The following is a 22,101-nucleotide window of genomic DNA, read 5'->3' on the forward strand; positions in this document are numbered from 1 at the left end:
CCTTTTCGTCTTGTTTATCACTCGTTAGATATCACGATTCTAGCTTGATCGCGTTACTCTTCGATAAACCAGTAGCCTTTGTTTACTAGCTCTGTTACGACCGTTATACCTGAAGGCGTCATTGCCTCTGACGAGTTAATCACGGTGTCATCACAAAGCACCTTGAGTAGCGATGAATCCGCATCTGCAAGCTTAACTACTTCACCATTGATGTAAGCGGTGTTGCTTTGTTCTTCGTGGTAGAGCGCTTTTAAGCCTGACACTCGGTGTATTTCACCTGCTGACTCTAAGTGCTGGGCGATCTCTTGTTCTGTCCATAGCGGCTCAGGTGCAACAATATCAAGCTGGTGGCGTGATTGGCTCAGTAAGCAACCCATGAACTCATTGATGGTTTCTGGTTGCTCTAGTGCCGATTTCAACATGCCAGTCAGGTTGCTTAAATCAGCCGAACGGATCTTGCCGTAGCCATCTTGGGTTTTGAAATTAGGATCGTGCAGGTGGACATCACCTATATCATGAGCCAACACATAGTCGGCAAAATTACTGATCAACTCTTGCTCTTTAGGTGAGCGGTAACCGATAGAATAGCTCATTGATGGCTCTAACGTGGTGCCTTCATGTGGGAACCCTGGTGGAATATAAAGGATATCACCTGGCTCTAGAACATCATCGATGATGGGCTCAAAGCCTTCGATCTGGCGCAGCGCTGAAGCTTGAATTGTCTCTTTATATTGACCCACATCTTTCGCACCCACCTTCCATTGACGTTTACCTTGACCTTGAATGATGAACACATCGTATTGATCAATATGAGGACCAACGCCGCCTGCAGGCGCTGAGTAGCAGATCATCAGATCGTCGAACAGCCAGTTTGGTAATTGCTGAAACGCTTCGTTTAGTTGATTGGCACCTTGATGCCAATGGTTTGCCGCTTGAACAATCAATTGCCAATGTGTTTCAGTGAGTTCACCAAACTTCTCTTCAGTGAATGGACCGTGTTCTGCAGTCCACTGATTGTCGAGGTTAGAAACAAAGCGAGAATCCACTTCTTCTTCCATCGATAAGCCAGCCAGTTCTTCCGGCGAGATTGGGTCGACGAAGTTTTGCAAGCCACCCTTTAAGATGGTCGGTTTTTTATGCCAGTAGTGTTCAAGAAATTCGGGCATAGAAAAGCTAAGTTGGTACATGTGAATCCTGTCTATTATTATGCTAGATGCTAGATGCTAGATGCTAGATGCTAGATGCTAGATGCTAGATGCTAGATGCTAGATGCTAGATGCTAGTTTGGCTTGTAAATCTTGCTGGACAATCTTAATGGCTGCTAACGCTACCTGTGGGTCGATGTCGTTGCTTTCGAGTAGATAGATCAGGTCGACAGCTAATTTTACTTCTTGTGGTGCATTATCCAGTGGGGATGAAGGGGTATCATTGCTCATGTCGTGTTGGGTTCTCTAAGTTAATCAGTCTCTCAATGTTCTTCATTGAGTCTTCACAGCGTTCTAAGCGTTCTTTTGCTAATTGCCAAGCCTGCTCCGCTTTTTTCTTAGCGTGACGTGGTGCTGAATCAAACGCTAACTTTCGTATTTGAACTAAATCGATCAATCGTTTTTGCCAATCTTGATGCTGAGCAAGTTCGTTATACAAATCGTTCAGGTTTTTCCCTGACTTACTTTTTCGATCTAATCGTAAATCATGGTTGGCCAACTCTCTTTGGATCGCCGCTATTTGATTGGTGAGCTTTTCTGTCAGGTAGTGTGCTCTGGATGCGTTCAATTGATTCGTCGCTTGTTCACGTAGAATCGTATGGTATGTTGCTTGAGCTTCCAAAGCATAGGGTAGCAGGATCGTAGCGCTACACTTAAATAACGTTCTGTCGAACAGTGCTTGGTGGTATGCGCCTCTTGATTTATCCACCTGCGAGCAATGACCAATCAAGGTATCTAATATATTTTTTAGCTTTGAAAAATGATTCATTTCGCTTCCTGTTGGTGAGTGGCTATAAATTCACAAACCAAGCTTCGTATGCCAGCTTAATCGCAAGTACGCTGACTACGGTAACAAACACAGGCCGAATAAATTTAGCACCGAATCGAATCGCGGAATGAGCACCAACAAACGCACCAGCCATCAAGCAAACCCCCATGGTTAAACCCAGTACCCAATCAATGTGGCCTAGAATGGCAAATGTAACTAAAGAGGTGAAATTGCTGGTAAAGTTCATCGCCTTAGACAAACCTGAAGCGAGCAAAATATTGAGGCGATAAAGTGCCATAGAGCTTACTGTCCAAAAAGCACCAGTCCCCGGACCTGCCACACCATCGTAAAAGCCCAGAATAAACCCTTGGTATTTTTGTTTTTTCTTCAGAACAGGGCAAGGCTTGGGTAACACGTTGTGATTCGCGTCGGGAGTCTTGTGAAAAATGGTATAGACAGCAGTGGCGAGAATGACCAAAGGCAAGACTTTTTCGAGCCACTCAGTGCTAATGGCATCGACGGTCAATGTTCCAATGATGGCACCGGTCAAGGTCGCGATGAATGCATTTATCCAACATTCAGGATTGAACAGTTTTTTACGATAGTAGGTAAAAGCAGCCGTTGATGAAGCAAATGTTGCGGCGAGCTTATTGGTCCCTAGCGCGATGTGTGGCGGAAGACCAAGTGAAAGCAAAGCTGGGACAGTTAACATCCCGCCACCACCAGCAACGGCATCAATAAAGCCAGCTGCAAATGCAACCAGAGCAAGTATAACCAACATGGTTGGCTCGATCATTTCCATAAATAGCTAGTGTTCTCGTTAGCGGCTGTCAAGGCAGCCACACGAATAATCGTTGGATTAGTCATGTTGATTGGTGAATGCAGAAGCCGAGCGATAATGGATTGATTGTTATCGCAAGGACAGGCTGATTAGTATTTTATTGTTCTTTTAAAAGGCGGCAGGGAATCGAGTAAGGATTTCCCGTATCGCTTCGTTACTATGCGTCGGTCAAGGATCGTGACTTTACCAGAATCTCTTTCCTTACGCAGCAGACGACCAACAGATTGAATCAGCTTTTTACTCGCTTCTGGAACAGTAATCTGCATAAAGGGATTACCGCCACGTGATTCAATATATTCTGAATGTGCTTGCTCTACAGGTGAAGTGGGCACACCAAAAGGGATCTTGGTAATAACCAGGTTTTCAAGAAGCTCGCCCGGCAAATCTAAGCCTTCAGAAAAGCTGCCAGTGCCAAAAAGAACGCTGGTTTTACCTTGCTCGATGAGCTTTTTATGTTTTTTTAGAATTTCAGTTCGAGAAGTGTCGCCCTGAACCTGCAGTGCCCATGATTTTTGAACAAATTTGCTTGCTAGCGCTTCAGCAACTTTGTTCATTTGCCAATAAGAAGAGAATAGAACGAGATTGGCTTGGTTGTCTTCTATTACCTTAGGCAAAATTTCAATAAGATATTCGGTAAACTGAGGTGCTTGTGGTTCGTATTTCATCGCTGGCACAATCAGCTCGGCTTGATTTTGATAATCAAACGGTGAGGCCAAAGCCAAAAATTGTACCCCGTCTTCTGCTTTTTGACTGATCCCAGATTGGTGACAGAAAAAGCTGAACGAGTTAAGCGCCCTCATTGTCGCCGAAACCAACACGGCTCCAACACAGCGGCTCCAAATTTGTTGGTCTAGTTGCCAACCCACCTCTAGCGGAGAGACGTTCACAAGGAAATCGCCCTCACTTTCTTTATTCAGCTCAAGCCAGCGAGCCAAAGGCGCGCCTTTTTCGCGCTTCGGTTCAGCCATTAAGCGCCAAACTTGCGCAAGATTTTCAGTTCTCTGGATATAGAAACCGATTTCAGCTAATGCAGGCTCTGCCAATTTAGCGGATAGCTCTCCGTCTTTGACCCGTTCTGCAATCAGGTCGGCGATTTTTGCGACCGCTTGACTTGCCTTCTGGGTTAATTGCTTCAAGTCTTTAGACTCATTCTCTAACCATTGCGGTAAGTCACCATGTTCAAAACGGTACAACCCGTCTTCAAAGTGGCTGGCATCAAACTGTTTACTTAGCTGGGTTAGAGTGGGGATCAGCTGCTGTACCGAGTCTTGTAATTCATTTCTGAAACGATGCACGCGTTTTTCATCGGCTAAGCCTGAAAGTTTAGTGATCGATTGATTCAAACGCTCTAACCAAGAGGCGGCACCTTTTAAGCTTGCGGCTGCAGAAGAATGATCTCTGGCTACATGCGGTAAATGGTGAGCTTCATCGAATATATAGATGCTGTTTTCTGGTTCAGGCAGTATTACGCCGCCGCCTAAGTCAGCATCAGCCATGACTAAACTGTGATTAGCGATAATCACGTCTGCTTTATCTAGCTCTGAGCGTGCTTTTTGAAAAGGGCAATCTCTGTGCGCAGGCATGCTGTTATTGCAGCTGTGTTTATCACTGACGATCATTTGCCAAATCATGTTATCGATGGGCTTGGGCCATGAGTCTCGGTCACCATCCCACTTACCCTGATTCAAACTACGATACATGGTTTGCAGTTGTTCGATATCTTTCTGCTTTGGTTTGGACTCAAACATTGCCATTTGCCCACCATCAACGCCACAAGCAGCGGCTAGCTTCTCGGCACAGCAATAACGCTGTCTACCTTTCGCTAAGATAAACGAGAATTCTCTATCGGTGAGCCGTCTATATAGAGGGAGGTCTTTGTTGACGAGTTGCTCTTGTAGGGCAACAGTCGCTGTCGAAATGATGATTTTGCGATTGTTCAACACCGCAACAGGAATCGTCGCCATTAAATAAGCCAGTGATTTGCCGATCCCTGTCCCCGCTTCGGCAACAATTATGCGATTACTTTTGTGGTATTGACCACAAAGTGTCTTTGCGATCTCGGCAACAAGGTAGTTTTGTGCACGACGAGGTACAAAGTTATCCAACTGTTGCTGGAGGTTTTGATAACTGGTGCGAATGGAATTTTGAATTTTATTAGTTAGCATGCTGTGACCTACATAACGGAGCGAAGATAGTAGCACATATCACTAGTCAGTACATTTACGGCAAAATAGCTCACTTTTAAAGCAAAACCTGATCTTGTTCACAAAAAAAAACTGAACCTTCAACAACTTACTTATTTTATTTTACCTGTGAAATAAAAATATCAAAAAACCACCTCCTTTAGGTGTTAAGTTCTATTTATTAGCGGCCTTTTAAACTCGGTATGGTAGTTAGTTCTGATTTTGTGTTTTATGTAATTACTATATTTTTTGCGAAAATTAAGGATAAGCTGTTCGTAAAACGATGAAAAAAGATGTAATCAATTGATTTTGTTTGATTTGTGTTTTTTTTAGATTTGTTTTTAGTTTATTTGACACGCAGGATAATCTTTTGCAATCTAGACCACGAAATTTAGTGACAGTGATTAACCAACAAAGAGTGGTAATCACCGCCATAAAAATAATAGGGAACCGGGCAAGGATCTCCCATTCTTAGAAAAGGCAGTGGATTTATTATGAAAAAGACTCTATTAGCACTTGCAGTTGTTGCAGCAGCAGGTTCAGTGAACGCAGCAGAAATTTACAAATCAGAAGATGGCGCAGTAGACTTCTACGGTCAACTACGTACAGAGCTTAGGTTCGAAGATTCCGAAGACCACGAAGCAGACCTAAGTTCTGGTTCTTCTCGTGCAGGTATCGATGGTCAATACGCACTAACTGACTCTGTTGACGTTTTAGGCTTGGTTGAGTTTGGTCTAAGAGACAATACTGACGTAAACGTTCGTCAGCACATCTTAGGGTTCTCTGGCGATTTCGGTACCATCAAACTTGGTAAGCAGTGGACGACATCGGATGACGTTTACGGCGCAGATTATTCATACTTCTACGGTGGCAGTGCACTACGCTACTTAACTTTAAATGGCGCAGCTCATGACTCACAAGTTAAGTATGCTTACGATGCCGATAACTTCTGGGTTAAAGCGGGCTGGGGTCTAAACGAGAATGAAAAAAACCAAGACCTTTATGAATTGTTTGTAGGTACTTCTGTTGGTGACCTTGCACTTCACGTTGGTGCAGGTTTAAACCGTGATTATGCATTTGTTACTAACGCTAAAGCTGTAGCAGATAATGATGCAACCGCTGAAAAAGCAGATCTAGAAAATCTTTTCTTTGAGTTTACTGCAGAGTACAGCATTGGTGATCACCTGATCGGTTTCACATACTATAATGCTGAAGTAAGTGAAAATGGCTCATCGAATAAAATTGATGAGAACGCTTTCTCTGTTGCGGGCTCTTTCCAGGCTACAGATAAAACAGCGGTTTATGCTGGTTACGAATTCGTAGATCAATCTGTTAACGTGGGAGGTCTAGAAGACGGTGATGGTACACTTTTTTACGTAGGTACAGTACATAAGTTTAATAGCTGGTCTCGTGTATACGCTGAATACGCATATGCTGACGGTACTACTTTAGGTTACTCAAACAAAGGTTCAGACCAAGTAGTTGGAGCAACTTTGGCAGATAGCGAAAGTAACTTCGCAGTTGGCGCACGTTTCTACTGGTAATCAAATCATTTGACTACTTTTTAAGGCCCAGCTTATGCTGGGCTTTTCTGTTATTAAGGGATTGTGATGAGAATACAAGCAGCCACATTGGTTAGCACTCTTTTGTTTAGTCTGTCGTCACTGGCGGCTTCACTGACAGTACAAGATACCGTTGATCTGTTGGTCGTTAATATGAGTGAGCCTGCGTTGTCTGGACAGGCATTTAATTCGGTCAAAACAGTAGAGTTACCTGCGGGCAAGAACCAAGTGCTTTTTAAGTACGAACCGGTCATTGAATCAGGTGAAGGGCGTAAAAAGGTATATAGCCATGCTCAGATCGTGACTTTTCATGTCGATGCGAATCAAGAACTCCGTTTTGAAATGCCAAAATACCGCAATGTTCGCTTGGCAGAGAAAGGCCTGAAAAATCTAGAATTTAGAATCGTCGACCAAGATGGCAATGAGATCTCTAAGGTCGTGGATAGGTTAAAATCTGACGGTGTTCAACTTGGGCGCAATTATATTGAAGAAGCTCGCCAGTACAATATTAATGGCGGACAGGCTGCGATCGCGATTTCCTATGTTGCGATTGATAATCAAGCACCAATACAGCAAGCGGATGCGGTTGAAGCCATTGCTCCCCCAGTTGAAAGCGCAACAATTTCTCAATCTGTTGAGTTAAATCAACTGCAAGCTTGGTATCTGAAGACCTCGAAAGAAGATCGCAAAGCGTTTCGTAAATGGATGATCGACCAAGAATAACGGTACTCAGTTATATTAAAGAAAAGCGGGGGGTTGATGAACCTCAACGGCCTAGCTTTTCTATTTAATGTTTTTTGATAAGCGTTATATCTCTTTCCATTCACCAGGCTGAAGTTGCCCAACATTCATGTTACCCATTGAGTAGCGAATGAGGCGCAAAGTAGGGTAGCCGATATTGGCGGTCATTCGCCTAACCTGACGGTTACGCCCTTCAATTATCGTAATGGCAAGCCATGTGGTCGGTATAGCGGCTCTGAATCTGACCGGCGGGGTTCTTTCCCAAACCTCCGGTTCAGGCATGATGTCCACCTTTGCTGGCAGTGTCATCCCGTCTTTTAGTTCAACCCCTTTTCTCAATTTATCTAAATCTTCCTCAGAAGGGGCGCCTTCCACTTGTACCCAATATGTTTTGGGTGACTTAGAGTCTGGTTGCGTTAATTTAGCTTGAAATATACCGTCATTGGTCAAGACCATTAACCCTTCACTGTCACGATCAAGTCTACCCGCTGCATAAACGTCTTTGATCGGAATATAGTCAGCAAGCGTTTTTCTGCCTTCGCCATCGGTGAATTGGCTGAGTGAATCGAAAGGCTTGTTGAACAAAATGACTTTTCGGTCTTCGAGCGCCACTCTCGGTTTTTCTCCGTTCGGTCTCGCTTTATATCGGTGCTTGCTGGAGCGCGTTTTTGGGTTGGAATTGCTAGTGCTCTTTTTATTACTGCTTCGGCTTGGTCTATGGCTGCTTTGTTTTAATTGTGCACCAGAACGAGCTGGTTTATCTGAGTGAGATGCGCTGCGTGAGCGAGTAGACATGTTAACTACCTTGCAAAATTGTAAAGGAACTGTGCTGAAAAGTTTTCACTGAAACGGAATTGAGCTATCATTTGCGCGCCTAAAAGACACAAAATAGAACAAGTTGATGGACTCTTAAGCCTGATTTGTTTAATTATACCTTGGTGTTTTATTATAACTGGCTCTTTTATTAAAACAATGCACTCACGGATTTGGTTCATGCTGTCATAAGACTGCATGAAGAATAAGATAGAGTACGACTATCGGGTAAGCAGTTTCCACTCTCAGAGTCGCTTACTGGTCAATTTATAACATGCTCACTATTCAAGTGAGCTTGTAGAACTATAGGGAAATTTCATGCCTACTGAAAAACCAACTATCATCTATACCATTACAGACGAAGCCCCAGCATTAGCAACTTATTCTCTGCTACCTATCATTCAATCTTTTACGGCTTCTTCAGGTATTGACGTTGAGACTCGCGATATTTCACTAGCAGGGCGTATTATTGCTAACTTCCCTGACTACTTGAACGAAGAGCAACGTATTGGTGATGCATTAGCAGAACTGGGTGAATTGGCTAAGACACCAGAAGCGAACATCATCAAGCTTCCAAATATCTCGGCATCTGTGCCTCAGCTGCAAGCGACGATCAAAGAGTTGCAGTCAAAAGGTTACGCTCTTCCTAACTACCCAGAAGAAGCAAAGACTGATGAAGAGCAAGCAATAAAAGCAACTTACGACAAGATCAAGGGCAGTGCCGTAAACCCGGTATTGCGTGAAGGTAACTCGGATCGTCGCGCACCACTTTCGGTTAAGAACTACGCGAAGAAAAACCCGCACTCAATGGGCGCTTGGTCTTCAGACTCTAAGTCGCATGTGGCGAGCATGGATGACAAAGACTTCTTTGGCAGTGAAAAGTCAGTAACCATTGAAGGTGCTACCGAAGTGAGCATCGAATTCGTTGGTAAAGATGGTGCGAAGAAAACACTCAAGCCAGCTTTTGCACTGCAAGACAAAGAGGTCATTGATGCATCGGTGATGAACAAAGCCGCTTTGGTTGCCTTCTTCGAGAAAGAGATTGCATCGGCGAAAGAGCAAGGCGTGCTGCTTTCACTTCATATGAAAGCGACGATGATGAAGGTCTCTGATCCAGTGATCTTTGGTCACGCTGTTAAGGTTTATTACAAAGACGTATTTGCTAAGTACGGGCAACTGTTCAACGAGCTAGGTGTTGATGTAAACAACGGCATTGGTGATGTCTATGCCAAGATTGCATTGCTTCCTCAAGAGCAAAAAGACGCGATTGAAGCTGATATACAAGCAGTATACGAAACTCAGCCACCACTAGCGATGGTTGATTCGGATCGCGGTATTACCAACCTGCACGTACCAAGCGACATCATTGTTGATGCATCTATGCCAGCAATGCTGCGCTCTTCAGGTCAAATGTGGGATCCAGAAGGTAAGCAAAAAGATACCAAAGCGATGATCCCAGATCGTAGCTACGCAAGTATCTACCAAGCGGTGATTGATTTCTGTAAAGACAATGGCGCGTTCGACCCGACGACAATGGGCAGTGTACCAAACGTTGGTTTGATGGCTCAAAAAGCAGAAGAATACGGTTCTCACGATAAAACTTTCATCCTTGAAGCTGCAGGTCAGGTACAAGTGGTTGACGCTTCAGGCGCAGTGCTTCTCGAGCAAGACGTCGAGGAAGGTGATATCTTCCGCATGTGTCAGGTGAAAGACGCGCCGATCCAGGACTGGGTTAAGCTAGCAGTAACGCGTGCTCGAGCTTCTGGCGTTCCAGCTGTATTTTGGTTAGATGCGTCTCGCGCACACGATGCCGAGCTTATTAAGAAAGTTGAAGCGTACCTTCCTGAATACGATACTGATGGTCTTGAGATTAAGATCCTTGCTCCGCTAGAAGCGACTCAATACTCACTGGTTCGTATCAAACAAGGTCTAGATACCATTTCGGTTACAGGCAACGTATTACGTGATTACCTAACGGATTTGTTCCCAATTCTTGAGCTTGGAACATCAGCAAAAATGCTATCGATTGTTCCGCTAATGAATGGTGGTGGTCTATTTGAAACGGGCGCTGGTGGCTCTGCTCCTAAGCACGTTCAACAAGTAGAGAAAGAAAACCACCTGCGCTGGGATTCTCTGGGTGAGTTCTTGGCGTTAGCTGCATCTCTTGAGCACCTAAGTACGGTCACTGGCAACGCGAAAGCCCAGGTTCTTGCTGATGCCCTTGATAAAGCAACCGGTGAATTTCTAGACAACAACAAATCACCTTCGCGTCGTGTTGGTGAGCTTGATAACCGTGGTAGCCACTATTACCTTGCCGCTTACTGGGCTAAAGCTCTTGCCGCACAAACGGTTGATGCTGACCTGGCTGCTGAGTTTGCGGGTGTTGCGAGTCAATTAGCAGAAAGTGAAGAAGCGATTGTTGCTGAGCTAAATAACGCGCAAGGTGTTGCTGGTGATTTAGGAGGCTACTACCTACTAGATGATGCACTGGTTTCAACACTAATGCGCCCAAGCTCAACGCTGAACGCATTTATTGATGCATAGTGATTGGACTGATTGTTAGGGCGTGTTGATCTTTCGTGGTTAAATTTTGTTCGAGATAAAAGCGTTTTAATCGCGGCGAGGGGGAAGTAGCCTAGTCACTCTAAGCAAATCTCCCTCAACAAAGAGTAAAACGCTTTTAGCCGAACCCTTCGGGCAGCGTTTGCTGGGCATTTCTACTACGTTATCGGCTTCTCATGTAGGCTAGCTACACATCGACGCCTCTGGCTTGTATAAATACCCAGCAACTCGCTGCAAAAATCAGCTCGAAAGATCAACACTCCCTAGTCAGCCAGGTAAATGATTGACTAATGAGTTGCTTAGTTTGACGGCTAAGTCATAGATAAAGTCAAAACGAGAGACGCTTTAACGATAATGTTAAAGCGTCTTTTTTGTTCATTTGTCATCTTCACCTAAGACCTAGCAAACATAAAGAGATAAATATCACTGGAACCACTGTACCGTGATTCACTTTATTGCTCACAGATCAAAAAACCGCTCATATGCTTCTCTATTACAGAAGTCAAATGAACGGTTTTAGCCTTTGTCTGCCTATCTGCCGTTAATTAGGGCTGATGGAGGTCAACAATGGAATTGGGTATCGACGGCAATCGCCTATTTTGCGGCGCTGCCTTCTACAGGAACAACGTAGCTCGCATGCGAGCCTTTAGGTCCACTTTCTACTTCATAATCGACTTGTTGACCAGCCTTTAAGGTTCGATAACCTTCCATCTGTATTGTGGAGTAGTGAGCGAAAATATCACCTTCTTCACCTTCTGGACAAATAAAGCCAAACCCTTTGGCATTGTTAAACCATTTTACTGTTCCTGTAGCCATGCTATACATCCCTCATGCATTTTGTTACTGACGTTTTAATATCAATTGTCGTAAGTGCAATTGATACTATTTCGACCAACGAAAGAATTTCGGCTGGTTGCTTAAATCTAGTACCTTAATTATGGAAATTCACCTTACCCCGTGTAATTCTCCCAATTGTTCAAACTTTTAAATGTGTTGCTAATTTGTAATCAAAAAGCCTTTTAGCTCCAATGTAGCTAATGATTGAGCTCAGTCAATAGCAAGTTGCTACGAAAGTAACCAAATTTAATAACAAATCACATTTGAGACTAATTACAACTTATTAACTGTGATTAAACCTTGCCGTGTGTATATAACTGGTATCAATGCTTGTGGCGTCTTTTTAATCAACCACATATGTTGATCCTATTAATCGAGATCTTTTATTTGCAGCGATGGAAATGGTGGATTAGGCTCAGTGGAGAGGAATATTTTTTGGTACTGTTTCTCGGTGCCGTTTCTTAGTACACCGTAAAGCGTGAATGTGGTAAATTTGAGTCATTAACGCCTTCCGAAAAATAACCTTTAGCAAAGCGATATGAGCAGAAACTTTGAATGGGCATCTCCAGGCTCAGATTTACTGGAGAAAGAAGCAACAAAAGTAAAGCCACCGGCAATGTATAACGTCGTACTGAATAACGATGATTACACGCCTATGGACTTTGTAATCGAGATCCTAGAGCGATTCTTCTCACTAGATATCGAAAAAGCAACGGAAGTGATGCTCAAGGTTCATTATGAAGGCAAAGCGATTTGCGGCACATACAGTGCTGAAATAGCCGAAACAAAGGTAGCGCAGGTCACGATGTACTCAAAGGAAAATGAGCATCCGCTACTATGTACAATGGAGCAAGTATAAATTGCTCGAGCAACGATGTTGTTCCCCCAGGAGGTACTTATGCTAAACAAAGAATTAGAGTCGAGTTTAAATGGCGCATTTGCTCGTGCGCGAGACAAGCGACATGAATTTATGACTGTCGAACACCTCCTACTTGCATTATTAGAAAATGATGCGGCGAAGGAAGCGCTACAAGCATGTCAGGCAGATCTTGATGCGCTTCGAAACGAGCTCGATATTTTTATTGATCAAACCACCCCGTTAATCCCAGAAAGCGACGAAACTCGTGAGACACAGCCTACGCTGAGCTTTCAACGAGTACTTCAACGTGCTGTTTTTCATGTTCAATCTTCAGGCCGAAGTGAAGTCACGGGCGCGAATGTGCTTGTGGCTATTTTCAGTGAGCAAGAGTCTCACGCGGCGTATCTTCTTAAGAAAAACGACATTAGCCGCTTGGATATCGTTAACTTCATCTCACATGGCATTACCAAAGCGAGCAATGAAGGTGACAACGCGTCACCCTCAGATTCATTTGGTGGTGCAGAAAGTGCCGAAGAAGCCAATTCTGAAGATCGTCTAGAAAACTTCGCCACTAACCTTAATGAAGTGGCAAAGCAGGGCAATATCGATCCTCTTATTGGTCGAGACAAAGAGTTGGAGCGAACGATCCAAGTTCTGTGTCGTCGTCGTAAGAACAACCCTTTATTAGTCGGTGAGGCCGGTGTTGGTAAAACGGCCATAGCCGAAGGGCTTGCATGGCGTATTGTCGAAGGGCAAGTGCCTGAAATCATTCAAAGCAGCGTGATTTATTCTTTAGACATTGGTTCGCTGTTGGCGGGAACTAAGTATCGTGGTGACTTTGAGAAGCGCTTTAAAGCGATTCTTAAGCAATTAGAGAAAGAAGAAGATGCAATCCTGTTCATTGATGAGATCCACACCATAATTGGTGCGGGTGCAGCATCGGGTGGCCAGGTTGATGCGGCAAACCTCATTAAGCCGCTATTAAGCAGCGGGAAGCTACGCTGCATCGGTTCAACAACATACCAAGAATACAGCAGTATCTTTGAGAAGGAGCGGGCTTTGGCTCGTCGCTTCCAGAAAATCGATATTGTTGAACCGTCGCTAGATGACACCACCAAGATCCTGATTGGCTTAAAGCCAAAATACGAAGCTCACCACGAAGTACGTTACACCAACAAAGCGTTGCGTGCCGCTGTGGAATTGTCAGCGAAATACATCAACGAACGTCACCTTCCTGATAAGGCGATTGACGTGATCGATGAAGCAGGCGCTCGCAGCCGTTTAGCGCCAGCAAGTCGTCGTAAGAAAACGGTCAGTGTGGCTGATATCGAGTCAATGGTGGCGAAAATGGCTCGCATTCCAGAGAAGTCAGTATCATCTTCAGACAAAGATACGCTGCAGAAGCTGGATGACCGCATGAAAATGTTGGTATTCGGACAGGACCCTGCCATCGATGTATTGAGTGAAGCGATTAAGCTCACTCGAGCTGGACTGGGTGCCGATAATAAACCAGTCGGTTCATTCTTGTTTGCTGGTCCTACAGGTGTGGGTAAAACGGAGGTGACTGTCCAACTGTCTAAGTTGATGGGTATTGAGCTGCTGCGCTTTGATATGTCTGAGTACGGTGAGCGACACTCTGTGAGCCGCTTGATCGGTGCTCCTCCTGGTTATGTTGGCTATGATCAAGGTGGTCTGCTAACGGATGCGGTGATCAAGAACCCACATTCGGTTGTGTTACTTGATGAAATTGAAAAAGCTCACCCCGATATTTTTAACTTGTTGCTACAGGTGATGGATAACGGTACGCTCACTGACAACAATGGTCGCAAAGCGGATTTTCGCAATGTAATTCTAGTGATGACGACCAACGCTGGTGTTGCTGAAACCGAGAAGAAATCGATCGGCCTGATCCAGCAAGATCATGCGCCAGATGCTCTGGGTGAAATTAAGAAGGTGTTTACGCCAGAGTTCCGTAATCGTCTCGATAATATTATTTGGTTCAACAGCCTAGACCCAAGTGTGATTAGCCAAGTTGTCGACAAGTTTATTGTTGAGCTTCAGGTTCAACTGGACGCGCGTGGTGTGTCTTTAGAGGTTTCTGAGGATGCTCGCCACTGGTTGGCTGAGAAGGGCTATGACAAGACCATGGGGGCTCGTCCTATGGGACGTGTGATTCAAGAGAAGCTTAAGAAGCCTCTTGCTAATGAGTTGTTGTTCGGCAGTTTAGTCGATGGTGGTACGGTTAAGGTGTCCCTGAACAAAGACGAACTGGATTTCATTTATGTTGGTGCAAAAGAAGAAGTTATGCACTAACGAAGTGATAGGCGAGTGAAGTAAAGACTAGAAAACGTGTGGCATTTGTCATGCGTTTTTTTACGCTTGCGAGATGCGAGATGCGAGATGCGAGATGCGAGATACGAGATTGATGTTGCTTGTATTGTAAAAAGTTCAGGCGATAAAAAACGGAGCATCAAGCTCCGTTTCTTATCGTATTCGATAATTAAAAATTAACGAGCACGGAAGACGATGCGGCCTTTAGAAAGGTCGTATGGAGTCATCTCAACAGTTACTTTATCACCAGTAAGAATGCGGATGTAGTTCTTACGCATTTTGCCAGAGATGTGTGCTGTTACTACGTGGCCGTTTTCAAGCTCAACACGGAACATTGTGTTTGGTAGAGTATCAAGGACAGTGCCTTGCATCTCGATTACGTCTTCTTTAGCCATCTAATCCTCTTTCGAAATTTGGCGGTTTTCAACGGCTTGATTGTGCCGTTAAAATCAAAACATGTAAAGTTGTCGCGTATTCTACCCTTGCCACCGCTGATTTACTAGCCTTTGATGACGTTGAAATCGTACTTTATAGTTCATTGCTGGGCATTCATCGATTTGATAGCCTAAATATAGCCACTGCTTGTGTTCTTTTTGTGCATGTTGGAGCTGAAATAGTACGCCAAGCGTCCCCATTGATATGTCGATATCGGGGTCGAAGAAGGTGTAAAATGCACTTGTGCTGTGAGGCATGATATCAGTGACCGCGATAGCCACTAAACGGTTCCCATCGTAGATGTGCATGAATTTTGTGGTGAGCCAATGGTTGGTCGAAAATTGCAAAAACTCTTCTTTTTTTGGAGGGTACATGGTTCCCGAACGATGACGCACCGTGATGTAGCGGCTATATAATTCAAACCAATTGTCGTCCATTGTGTCTTTTAGTTGCCAATGAAAGGACTTGGCTTTGTTGAGCACGCGCCTTTGGCTTTTGGAGAGTTTAATCTCTGGAATGGATAGGCGAATCGCTTGGCAAGCCGAGCAATTCTCGCAATGCGGCTTATAGATGGTTGCGCCACTGCGACGAAAACCATTCGCAAGCAAAACTTCATAGTTATCCGATGTCTGCATGTGTTTATCAAGCGTGACGGCCACCCTTTCCTGGCGATGTGGCAAATAGCTGCAAGCGTGATTGTCGGTTAATCCAATTCTGATTTGTTGCAAATCTGGATTCATTAAGGCGTTTCCTTTAGCCATTGAGATTGATAGCAAGCATCGTTAACAGAGTTTTCTTTTAGTGACTTCAGCGAGCTTAAGAACTCATCTCGCTCGATTTCAATCGCACCCAAGGACGCCAAATGAGGGTTCATGACTTGGCAGTCGATGAGCTTGCCGCCAAATTGGGTGAAGTGTCGACAAAAATACCATAAGGCGATTTTAGAGGCATTGGTCTTGAGGCTAAACATCGATTCACCGCAAAATACTTGTCCTCTTTGCAAGCCGTAAAGCCCGCCGACCAACTCATCGTTGTGCCAAACCTCGACGGAGTGACAAAGGCCTAAAGCTGCGAGCTCGAGGTAGGCGGACTGCATATCACGGTTTAGCCAAGTTTCTTCTTCTGGCCTCAGCGATGCACAGTAACCAATGACTTTGTCTGTCGCTTGATTGATACTGACTCGATAATTATGTTTTCTTTGATACTTTCTAAGGCTTTTTGATGGTTCAAATGTATCGGGAACAAATACAGCGCGCGGTGTCGGGCTCCACCACAGTATAGGCTCTCCGGGGCCGTACCATGGAAATATCCCTTGGCTATAAGCGTTCAAAATTCGCATAGGCGACAAGTCACCACCAAAGGCAAGCAGACCGTTGGGGTCATCAAGCGCGTTGAAGGGCGAAGGGAACTCTATACTTGTTGTATCAAGTTCAGTTAGATATATAGTCATAAGTATCGTGTTGCCGATTGATTGACCAACAGGTCTTTAGGAGTTTAACCATGAAGAAATTACTTTGGATTTTACTTGTTTTGCCCATGTTGGCAAATGCCGCTTATAACCGCAATCAAGCCCGACCTGTTAATGAGGTCGTTTATGGAGAAATTGATACGGTTAGATACATTACCCAGCAAGAGATCGTTGAGTCGAAAGCGAATGGTTGGGAAACCTTATTAGGCGCTGCGATTGGTGGCCTGATTGGTCACCAATTTGGTGATGGCACAGGTCAGGAAGTGGCGACGGCTGTTGGCGCGGTTGCGGGCGCTAGTGTGGCTCGAAGTCGTGCAAATACGCAGTATAAAATTGAATACAAACTCGTCGAACTATTGGTCAAAACCAAAGACGATAAGTTGGTCAATATCATTCAAGATATCGACAGTTCTATGCTGTTCAATCGTGGTGATGAGGTACGAATTCTCTATTTTTCGGATGGCGTAAGAGTGGATGTGGCGTACTAGTGTGTAAGTACGAATTGATTGGCTAATTAATCGCCTTTATTGTAGGGATTAGCTCTGGAGTTCGTTGGAAAAGTTCGTTAGTCTGCAAGTACGAAGAATTATTCATCATCCGAAAATAAATACGTGCCTGTGAGTTCGGGTGGTAAAAGGACTATAAGATTTAATGGAAAGCCTGACGTTACAACCAATTAAAAAAGTGAGTGGGGAAGTTAACTTACCTGGCTCAAAAAGTGTTTCTAACCGTGCGCTTCTTTTAGCTGCACTATCAACCGGAACGACACGCCTAACCAACTTGCTGGACAGTGATGACATTCGCCATATGCTGAATGCTTTGACTCAGTTAGGTGTCAATTATCAGTTATCGGCTGATAAAACGGTTTGTGAAGTGACAGGCATAGGCGGTGCATTTTCAACTGACAAAGCCCTAGAGCTTTTCTTAGGTAACGCAGGCACGGCGATGCGTCCGCTTGCTGCCGCACTGTGTTTAGGTCGTGGTGAATACGTTCTTACGGGTGAGCCTCGTATGAAGGAACGTCCTATCGGGCACCTAGTCACAGCGCTACGAGAGGCTGGTGCTAAGGTTGAATATCTAGAAAATGACAACTACCCACCACTCAAAATTACGGGCACGGGCCTTAAGAGTGGCACAGTGTCTATCGATGGCTCGATCTCTAGCCAGTTCTTGACGGCATTTTTAATGGCTGCGCCTTTAGCTGAAGGTGAGGTGACCATTAAAATTGAGGGTGAACTGGTTTCTAAGCCTTACATTGATATTACGCTACACATCATGAAACAATTTGGTGTGGAGGTGATCAATAACGATTACCAAGAGTTTGTGATTCCAACTGGGCAATCTTACTCAGCACCTGGTGATTTCCTTGTTGAGGGCGATGCATCATCGGCGTCTTATTTTCTTGCGGCGGCCGCTATTAGAGGCGGTGAAATCAAAGTCACTGGTATTGGTAAAAACAGTATCCAAGGTGATATTCAATTTGCTGATGCACTTGAACAAATGGGTGCAGAAATCGAGTGGGGCGATGACTACGTTATCTCTCGCTGTGGTGAGTTGAAAGGTATTGATATGGACTATAATCATATTCCAGATGCGGCGATGACTATCGCAACAACGGCTCTGTTTGCGAAAGGAACAACGGCAATCCGTAATGTCTACAACTGGCGTGTAAAAGAGACAGACCGTTTAGCTGCAATGGCAACAGAATTACGTAAAGTCGGCGCTGTGGTTGAAGAGGGTGAAGACTACATTATCGTCAACCCAGTACCGGAACTGACACATGCGGCGATTGATACTTACGATGACCACCGCATGGCGATGTGTTTTTCACTGGTAGCTTTGAGTGATACGCCTGTGACGATCAATGATCCTGGTTGTACGTCCAAGACATTTCCTGACTACTTCGATAAGCTGAAAATGCTGAGTCAGTAAGAATGCTAAGTATATAAAAGATCAGAAAGTAAAAAAGCTTGCCTAAATGGCAAGCTTTTTAATTATTGCTGAAGCGTAAATTCTTTCGAAAGATGGTGCGCTAAGTATTTAAACATGTTAAATACAGCCGTTGTATTTTCAGTCGGCATGCCGTTGCTGTCTAAGAAGTATTCACCTTTGAATATGAGTACATCATCTTTCTCTACTACACTGTTTGCGCGCATGCCTTCAATGTAGTCATCATGTGATTGGATAATTTGGTTTGCGATAAGCAGTAAATCGAATTCTGCTATTACTTTCTTTGTCATGAGTTTATCTCTGATAACTGAATATTACGCTGAGTTTATGCTGTCGAACTAGAAATTCAATGATTTTACAACCGATTCAGAGAGTCTTTTCGAATCTCCACCATTTATTTTGTGATTTATGGCAAGAATCATTAAGTGAAACTCGCGTTATATTCGTGGACAAGCTTAGTATGAGCAAGTTTAGACGCAATGCCTGATGAACAGGCTCTTACAAGTATTCTTTATGAGTACTTTATCGCCTCTTTATGTTGCGAGCCTTTATCTTTGAGTAGACGAATTGTCGAGCGATCAGATCCAATTTTGAAAAAAGCGGTTGATCTTCTAGTAATCTCGCACAATAGTAAAAAAAGAATCAATGAATTTAGAATATCATGCGTAAAAGCCCACAAGCTAAATTGTTGGTGCTGAAGCATCGTGATTAAGGACGTTAGAGTCAATATGGGTAAATCGCTCGTTATAGTGGAGTCGCCAGCCAAGGCAAAAACTATCAATAAATATCTTGGTAAAGACTTTGTCGTTAAGTCGAGTGTAGGTCACGTACGTGATTTACCAACGGCAGGTCAGAGCACCGGGAAAAAGGCTGCAGCAATTTCAACCAAGGGTATGAGCCCTGAAGAGAAGGCTCGTATCAAGAAAGAAAAAGATCGTAAAGCTCTTATCAAAAAGATGGGTATCAACCCGTATAAAGAGTGGGAAGCGAACTACCAAATTCTACCGGGTAAAGAAAAAGTTGTTGCTGAATTGCAAAAACTGGCAGAGAACGCAGACCATGTTTATCTCGCAACCGATTTGGACCGCGAAGGAGAAGCTATCGCATGGCACCTTCGTGAGATCATCGGTGGCGATGAAACGCGATACAAGCGAGTGGTGTTTAACGAAATCACCAAAAATGCTATTCAGCAAGCTTTCGAAACTCCAGGTGAGTTAAATATCGATGGCGTAAACGCGCAACAAGCACGACGTTTTATGGATCGTGTGGTTGGCTTTATGGTATCACCTTTGCTTTGGAAAAAAGTTGCACGAGGCCTATCTGCTGGTCGTGTTCAGTCGGTCGCGGTAAAGCTGCTTGTTGAACGTGAACGTGAGATCAACGCCTTTATCCCTGAAGAGTTCTGGGATGTGCATGCTGATACAAAAACAGCCGAAAAAACCGATTTCAGACTGCAAGTAGCGCAGAAAGATGGGGTTGCATTTAAACCTCAAAATGAGGTGCAAACTCAAGCTGCACTGAGTGTTTTAGAAAAGTCGAGCTACGAAGTTTGTAAGCGTGAAGACCGCCCAACCAAGAGTAAACCGTCTGCACCGTACATTACGTCGACGCTGCAACAAGCGGCGAGTACTCGCCTTGGCTACGGCGTAAAGAAAACCATGATGTTGGCTCAGCGCTTGTATGAAGCGGGTTACATCACTTATATGCGTACTGACTCAACCAACTTGAGCTCAGAAGCTGTAGAAGCCGCTCGTGAATACATCGGCTCTGAGTACGGCGCGCAATATCTTCCGTCAAAAGCATTAACATACGGCAGCAAAGAGGGCGCTCAAGAAGCTCACGAAGCGATTCGTCCTTCAAGCGTTGATGTTAAGTCGGAAGACCTAAATGGTGTCGACGCAGACGCACATAAGTTGTATTCACTGATTTGGAATCAATTCGTTGCTTGTCAAATGACACCCGCGCAATACGATTCAACAACCGTCAGCGTTAAAGCCGATGAATACACGTTAAAAGCGAAAGGTCGTATTCTGAAATTTGACGGTTGGACACGCGTGCAACGTCCAATGGGTAAGAACGAAGATACGATTCTGCCAGCTGTGCAGATTGGCGATAAGCTCGAACTCATCGCGCTTGACCCTAAGCAGCACTTCACTAAGCCGCCGGCACGATTCACTGAAGCCGCGTTAGTTAAAGAGCTTGAGAAGCGTGGTATTGGTCGCCCATCTACATACGCATCCATCATCTCGACGATTCAAGATCGTGGTTATGTGAAAGTTGAACAGCGTCGTTTCTATGCTGAAAAAATGGGTGAAATTGTGACTGACCGTCTAGATGGCAGTTTCAATGACCTAATGAACTATGACTTTACCGCTCGTATGGAGCAGAAGTTAGACCAAATTGCTGAAGGCGAAGCTAGCTGGAAAGGCGTGCTGGATAACTTCTTTGAAGACTTTACTGGTGATTTGGAGAAAGCGGATCTCGACGAAGACGCTGGTGGTATGAAACCAAATCATATCGTTGAAACCGATATTGAGTGTCCGACTTGTAGCCGCAAAATGGGTATTCGTACGGCTTCAACAGGCGTATTCCTTGGTTGTTCTGGTTATGCACTTCCACCAAAAGAGCGTTGTAAGACAACAATCAACCTTGGTGATGAAGAAGGTATTATCAACGTGCTTGAAGAAGATGTTGAAACAGCAGCACTTCGAGCTAAAAAACGTTGTCCTATTTGTGAAACGGCAATGGATGCTTATCTAATCGATGATAAGCGTAAGATGCACGTATGTGGTAACAACCCGAACTGTGAAGGTTATGTGGTTGAGCACGGCGAATTTAAAGTGAAAGGTTACGATGGTCCATTTGTTGAGTGTGACAAATGTGGTTCTGACATGGTTCTGAAGAACGGTCGTTTTGGTAAATACATGGACTGTACGAGTGAAGATTGTAAGAACACTCGTAAGATTCTGAAAAATGGCGAAGTTGCGCCACCGAAAGAAGATCCGGTACATTTCCCTGAACTTCCGTGTGAAAATTCAGACGCGTACTTTGTTCTTCGTGATGGTGCTTCTGGTCTATTTATGGCTGCGAGCAACTTCCCTAAATCACGCGAAACGCGTGCACCTCTAGTGGAAGAACTGGTTCGCTTTAAAGATCGTATTTCACCTAAGTTCCAGTACCTAGCATCAGCGCCGGTTGCCGATCCTGATGGTAAACCGACCGTAGTTCGTTTTAGTCGTAAGACAAAAGAGAATTATGTTCGTACTGAAGTAGATGGTAAACCATCGGGTTGGACTGCGTTGTACATCGATGGAAAATGGGAAGTTACGGATAAGCGTAAGAAGCCCAAAGAAAAGTAATTGAATATTATTGATTAAAAAGCAGCCATTCGGCTGCTTTTTTTTGATCGTGCGCCGAGCATGGCGTTGATCTAGGAGGTGAAAGTCCTCTACGGGCTCAGTCGAGCGTGAACCGTTAGTCTATGCAAGGGTGTTCACCGTGAGGTGAAATCTGAAGGAAGCAAATGACAAAACTTGGTGGTGACG

Annotated in this window: 19 protein-coding genes; 8 read left to right on the forward strand and 11 right to left on the reverse strand. The window is 44.4% G+C overall.

Annotated elements, in window-relative coordinates; all coding sequences use genetic code 11:
• Window positions 1-53 precede the first annotated feature (53 nt).
• The 5 genes from Q1A70_RS05810 to dinG all read right to left on the reverse strand — a co-directional run bounded on the left by Q1A70_RS05810 (window position 54) and on the right by dinG (window position 4,980).
• Window positions 54-1,187 (reverse strand): cupin domain-containing protein, encoded by a 1,134-nt coding sequence (locus Q1A70_RS05810; protein WP_299687885.1) that lies wholly within the window; start codon window positions 1,185-1,187, stop codon window positions 54-56.
• Between the two features lie 78 nt (window positions 1,188-1,265).
• Complete coding sequence (rsmS, locus tag Q1A70_RS05815) at window positions 1,266-1,436, reverse strand: pleiotropic regulatory protein RsmS (protein ID WP_299687889.1); 171 nt, start codon at window positions 1,434-1,436, stop codon at window positions 1,266-1,268.
• Window positions 1,426-1,974 (reverse strand): primosomal replication protein, encoded by a 549-nt coding sequence (locus tag Q1A70_RS05820; protein ID WP_299687892.1) that lies wholly within the window; start codon window positions 1,972-1,974, stop codon window positions 1,426-1,428. Before Q1A70_RS05820 ends, rsmS begins: the two co-directional genes overlap by 11 nt.
• A gap of 22 nt (window positions 1,975-1,996) precedes the next feature.
• Window positions 1,997-2,776 carry a TSUP family transporter gene (locus Q1A70_RS05825; protein ID WP_299687895.1) on the reverse strand — a complete coding sequence of 260 codons (780 nt, stop codon included), beginning with the start codon at window positions 2,774-2,776 and terminating at the stop codon, window positions 1,997-1,999.
• A 128-nt stretch (window positions 2,777-2,904) separates the two neighbouring features.
• On the reverse strand, window positions 2,905-4,980 hold the full coding sequence (gene dinG / locus Q1A70_RS05830) for an ATP-dependent DNA helicase DinG (RefSeq protein ID WP_299687898.1): 2,076 nt from the start codon (window positions 4,978-4,980) through the stop codon (window positions 2,905-2,907).
• 512 nt (window positions 4,981-5,492) lie between these two features.
• Here dinG and Q1A70_RS05835 point away from each other — a divergent pair.
• Complete coding sequence (locus Q1A70_RS05835) at window positions 5,493-6,542, forward strand: porin (protein WP_299687900.1); 1,050 nt, start codon at window positions 5,493-5,495, stop codon at window positions 6,540-6,542.
• Between the two features lie 66 nt (window positions 6,543-6,608).
• Window positions 6,609-7,283, forward strand: coding sequence for a DUF2057 family protein (locus Q1A70_RS05840; RefSeq protein WP_299687903.1), 675 nt, complete (start codon window positions 6,609-6,611; stop codon window positions 7,281-7,283).
• A gap of 84 nt (window positions 7,284-7,367) precedes the next feature.
• Here the strand turns inward: Q1A70_RS05840 and Q1A70_RS05845 are convergent, their stop codons facing one another.
• Window positions 7,368-8,096, reverse strand: coding sequence for a pseudouridine synthase (locus tag Q1A70_RS05845; protein WP_299687906.1), 729 nt, complete (start codon window positions 8,094-8,096; stop codon window positions 7,368-7,370).
• 336 nt (window positions 8,097-8,432) lie between these two features.
• On the opposite strand from Q1A70_RS05845, the gene Q1A70_RS05850 reads away from it, so the two are divergent.
• Entirely contained in the window at window positions 8,433-10,658 is a 2,226-nt protein-coding gene (locus Q1A70_RS05850) for an NADP-dependent isocitrate dehydrogenase (RefSeq protein ID WP_299687909.1), read from the forward strand.
• A gap of 612 nt (window positions 10,659-11,270) precedes the next feature.
• Here the strand turns inward: Q1A70_RS05850 and cspD are convergent.
• On the reverse strand, window positions 11,271-11,492 hold the full coding sequence (gene cspD / locus Q1A70_RS05855) for a cold shock domain-containing protein CspD (RefSeq protein ID WP_299687912.1): 222 nt from the start codon (window positions 11,490-11,492) through the stop codon (window positions 11,271-11,273).
• Window positions 11,493-12,051: 559 nt separating this feature from the next.
• On the opposite strand from cspD, the gene clpS reads away from it, so the two are divergent.
• Both clpS and clpA read left to right on the forward strand, forming a co-directional pair.
• Complete coding sequence (clpS, locus tag Q1A70_RS05860; RefSeq protein ID WP_004737430.1) at window positions 12,052-12,372, forward strand: ATP-dependent Clp protease adapter ClpS; 321 nt, start codon at window positions 12,052-12,054, stop codon at window positions 12,370-12,372.
• A 39-nt stretch (window positions 12,373-12,411) separates the two neighbouring features.
• Window positions 12,412-14,685, forward strand: coding sequence for an ATP-dependent Clp protease ATP-binding subunit ClpA (gene clpA, locus Q1A70_RS05865; RefSeq protein ID WP_299687916.1), 2,274 nt, complete (start codon window positions 12,412-12,414; stop codon window positions 14,683-14,685).
• Between the two features lie 194 nt (window positions 14,686-14,879).
• Here the strand turns inward: clpA and infA are convergent, their stop codons facing one another.
• The 3 genes from infA to aat all read right to left on the reverse strand — a co-directional run bounded on the left by infA (window position 14,880) and on the right by aat (window position 16,588).
• The gene (infA, locus tag Q1A70_RS05870; RefSeq protein ID WP_001040192.1) at window positions 14,880-15,098 is read right to left on the reverse strand and encodes a translation initiation factor IF-1; all 219 of its coding nucleotides are present in this window, start codon (window positions 15,096-15,098) and stop codon (window positions 14,880-14,882) included.
• A gap of 81 nt (window positions 15,099-15,179) precedes the next feature.
• Entirely contained in the window at window positions 15,180-15,878 is a 699-nt protein-coding gene (locus Q1A70_RS05875; protein WP_299687921.1) for an arginyltransferase, read from the reverse strand.
• On the reverse strand, window positions 15,878-16,588 hold the full coding sequence (aat, locus tag Q1A70_RS05880; RefSeq protein WP_299687924.1) for a leucyl/phenylalanyl-tRNA--protein transferase: 711 nt from the start codon (window positions 16,586-16,588) through the stop codon (window positions 15,878-15,880). The genes Q1A70_RS05875 and aat overlap by 1 nt, the downstream gene beginning before the upstream one ends.
• A 50-nt stretch (window positions 16,589-16,638) precedes the next feature.
• Between aat and Q1A70_RS05885 the strand changes: the two genes are divergently transcribed.
• Both Q1A70_RS05885 and aroA read left to right on the forward strand, forming a co-directional pair.
• The gene (locus tag Q1A70_RS05885) at window positions 16,639-17,094 is read left to right on the forward strand and encodes a glycine zipper 2TM domain-containing protein (protein WP_299687927.1); all 456 of its coding nucleotides are present in this window, start codon (window positions 16,639-16,641) and stop codon (window positions 17,092-17,094) included.
• Window positions 17,095-17,257: 163 nt separating this feature from the next.
• A complete protein-coding gene (aroA, locus tag Q1A70_RS05890; RefSeq protein ID WP_299687930.1) occupies window positions 17,258-18,538 on the forward strand; it encodes a 3-phosphoshikimate 1-carboxyvinyltransferase in 1,281 nt (426 codons plus the stop codon).
• 62 nt (window positions 18,539-18,600) lie between these two features.
• On the opposite strand, the gene Q1A70_RS05895 is transcribed toward aroA, so the two are convergent.
• Window positions 18,601-18,846, reverse strand: a complete 246-nt coding sequence (locus tag Q1A70_RS05895; RefSeq protein WP_004736440.1) for a YciN family protein — start codon at window positions 18,844-18,846, stop codon at window positions 18,601-18,603.
• 438 nt (window positions 18,847-19,284) lie between these two features.
• Between Q1A70_RS05895 and topA the strand changes: the two genes are divergently transcribed.
• Window positions 19,285-21,915 carry a type I DNA topoisomerase gene (gene topA, locus Q1A70_RS05900; RefSeq protein ID WP_299687938.1) on the forward strand — a complete coding sequence of 877 codons (2,631 nt, stop codon included), beginning with the start codon at window positions 19,285-19,287 and terminating at the stop codon, window positions 21,913-21,915.
• Window positions 21,916-22,101: the final 186 nt, after the last annotated feature.

It is taken from the genome of uncultured Vibrio sp. (assembly GCF_947488985.1).
In the GTDB taxonomy this organism is placed as follows: domain Bacteria; phylum Pseudomonadota; class Gammaproteobacteria; order Enterobacterales; family Vibrionaceae; genus Vibrio.

Excerpts from the sequence above, each read along its gene's own strand:
- Q1A70_RS05810 (WP_299687885.1), bottom strand. The coding sequence starts at position 1,187 with ATGTACCAACTTAGCTTTTCTATGCCCGAATTTCTTGAACACTACTGG.
- rsmS (WP_299687889.1), bottom strand. The coding sequence starts at position 1,436 with ATGAGCAATGATACCCCTTCATCCCCACTGGATAATGCACCACAAGAA.
- Q1A70_RS05820 (WP_299687892.1), bottom strand. The coding sequence starts at position 1,974 with ATGAATCATTTTTCAAAGCTAAAAAATATATTAGATACCTTGATTGGT.
- Q1A70_RS05825 (WP_299687895.1), bottom strand. The coding sequence starts at position 2,776 with ATGGAAATGATCGAGCCAACCATGTTGGTTATACTTGCTCTGGTTGCA.
- dinG (WP_299687898.1), bottom strand. The coding sequence starts at position 4,980 with ATGCTAACTAATAAAATTCAAAATTCCATTCGCACCAGTTATCAAAAC.
- Q1A70_RS05835 (WP_299687900.1), top strand. The coding sequence starts at position 5,493 with ATGAAAAAGACTCTATTAGCACTTGCAGTTGTTGCAGCAGCAGGTTCA.
- Q1A70_RS05840 (WP_299687903.1), top strand. The coding sequence starts at position 6,609 with ATGAGAATACAAGCAGCCACATTGGTTAGCACTCTTTTGTTTAGTCTG.
- Q1A70_RS05845 (WP_299687906.1), bottom strand. The coding sequence starts at position 8,096 with ATGTCTACTCGCTCACGCAGCGCATCTCACTCAGATAAACCAGCTCGT.
- Q1A70_RS05850 (WP_299687909.1), top strand. The coding sequence starts at position 8,433 with ATGCCTACTGAAAAACCAACTATCATCTATACCATTACAGACGAAGCC.
- cspD (WP_299687912.1), bottom strand. The coding sequence starts at position 11,492 with ATGGCTACAGGAACAGTAAAATGGTTTAACAATGCCAAAGGGTTTGGC.
- clpS (WP_004737430.1), top strand. The coding sequence starts at position 12,052 with ATGAGCAGAAACTTTGAATGGGCATCTCCAGGCTCAGATTTACTGGAG.
- clpA (WP_299687916.1), top strand. The coding sequence starts at position 12,412 with ATGCTAAACAAAGAATTAGAGTCGAGTTTAAATGGCGCATTTGCTCGT.
- infA (WP_001040192.1), bottom strand. The coding sequence starts at position 15,098 with ATGGCTAAAGAAGACGTAATCGAGATGCAAGGCACTGTCCTTGATACT.
- Q1A70_RS05875 (WP_299687921.1), bottom strand. The coding sequence starts at position 15,878 with ATGAATCCAGATTTGCAACAAATCAGAATTGGATTAACCGACAATCAC.
- aat (WP_299687924.1), bottom strand. The coding sequence starts at position 16,588 with ATGACTATATATCTAACTGAACTTGATACAACAAGTATAGAGTTCCCT.
- Q1A70_RS05885 (WP_299687927.1), top strand. The coding sequence starts at position 16,639 with ATGAAGAAATTACTTTGGATTTTACTTGTTTTGCCCATGTTGGCAAAT.
- aroA (WP_299687930.1), top strand. The coding sequence starts at position 17,258 with ATGGAAAGCCTGACGTTACAACCAATTAAAAAAGTGAGTGGGGAAGTT.
- Q1A70_RS05895 (WP_004736440.1), bottom strand. The coding sequence starts at position 18,846 with ATGACAAAGAAAGTAATAGCAGAATTCGATTTACTGCTTATCGCAAAC.
- topA (WP_299687938.1), top strand. The coding sequence starts at position 19,285 with ATGGGTAAATCGCTCGTTATAGTGGAGTCGCCAGCCAAGGCAAAAACT.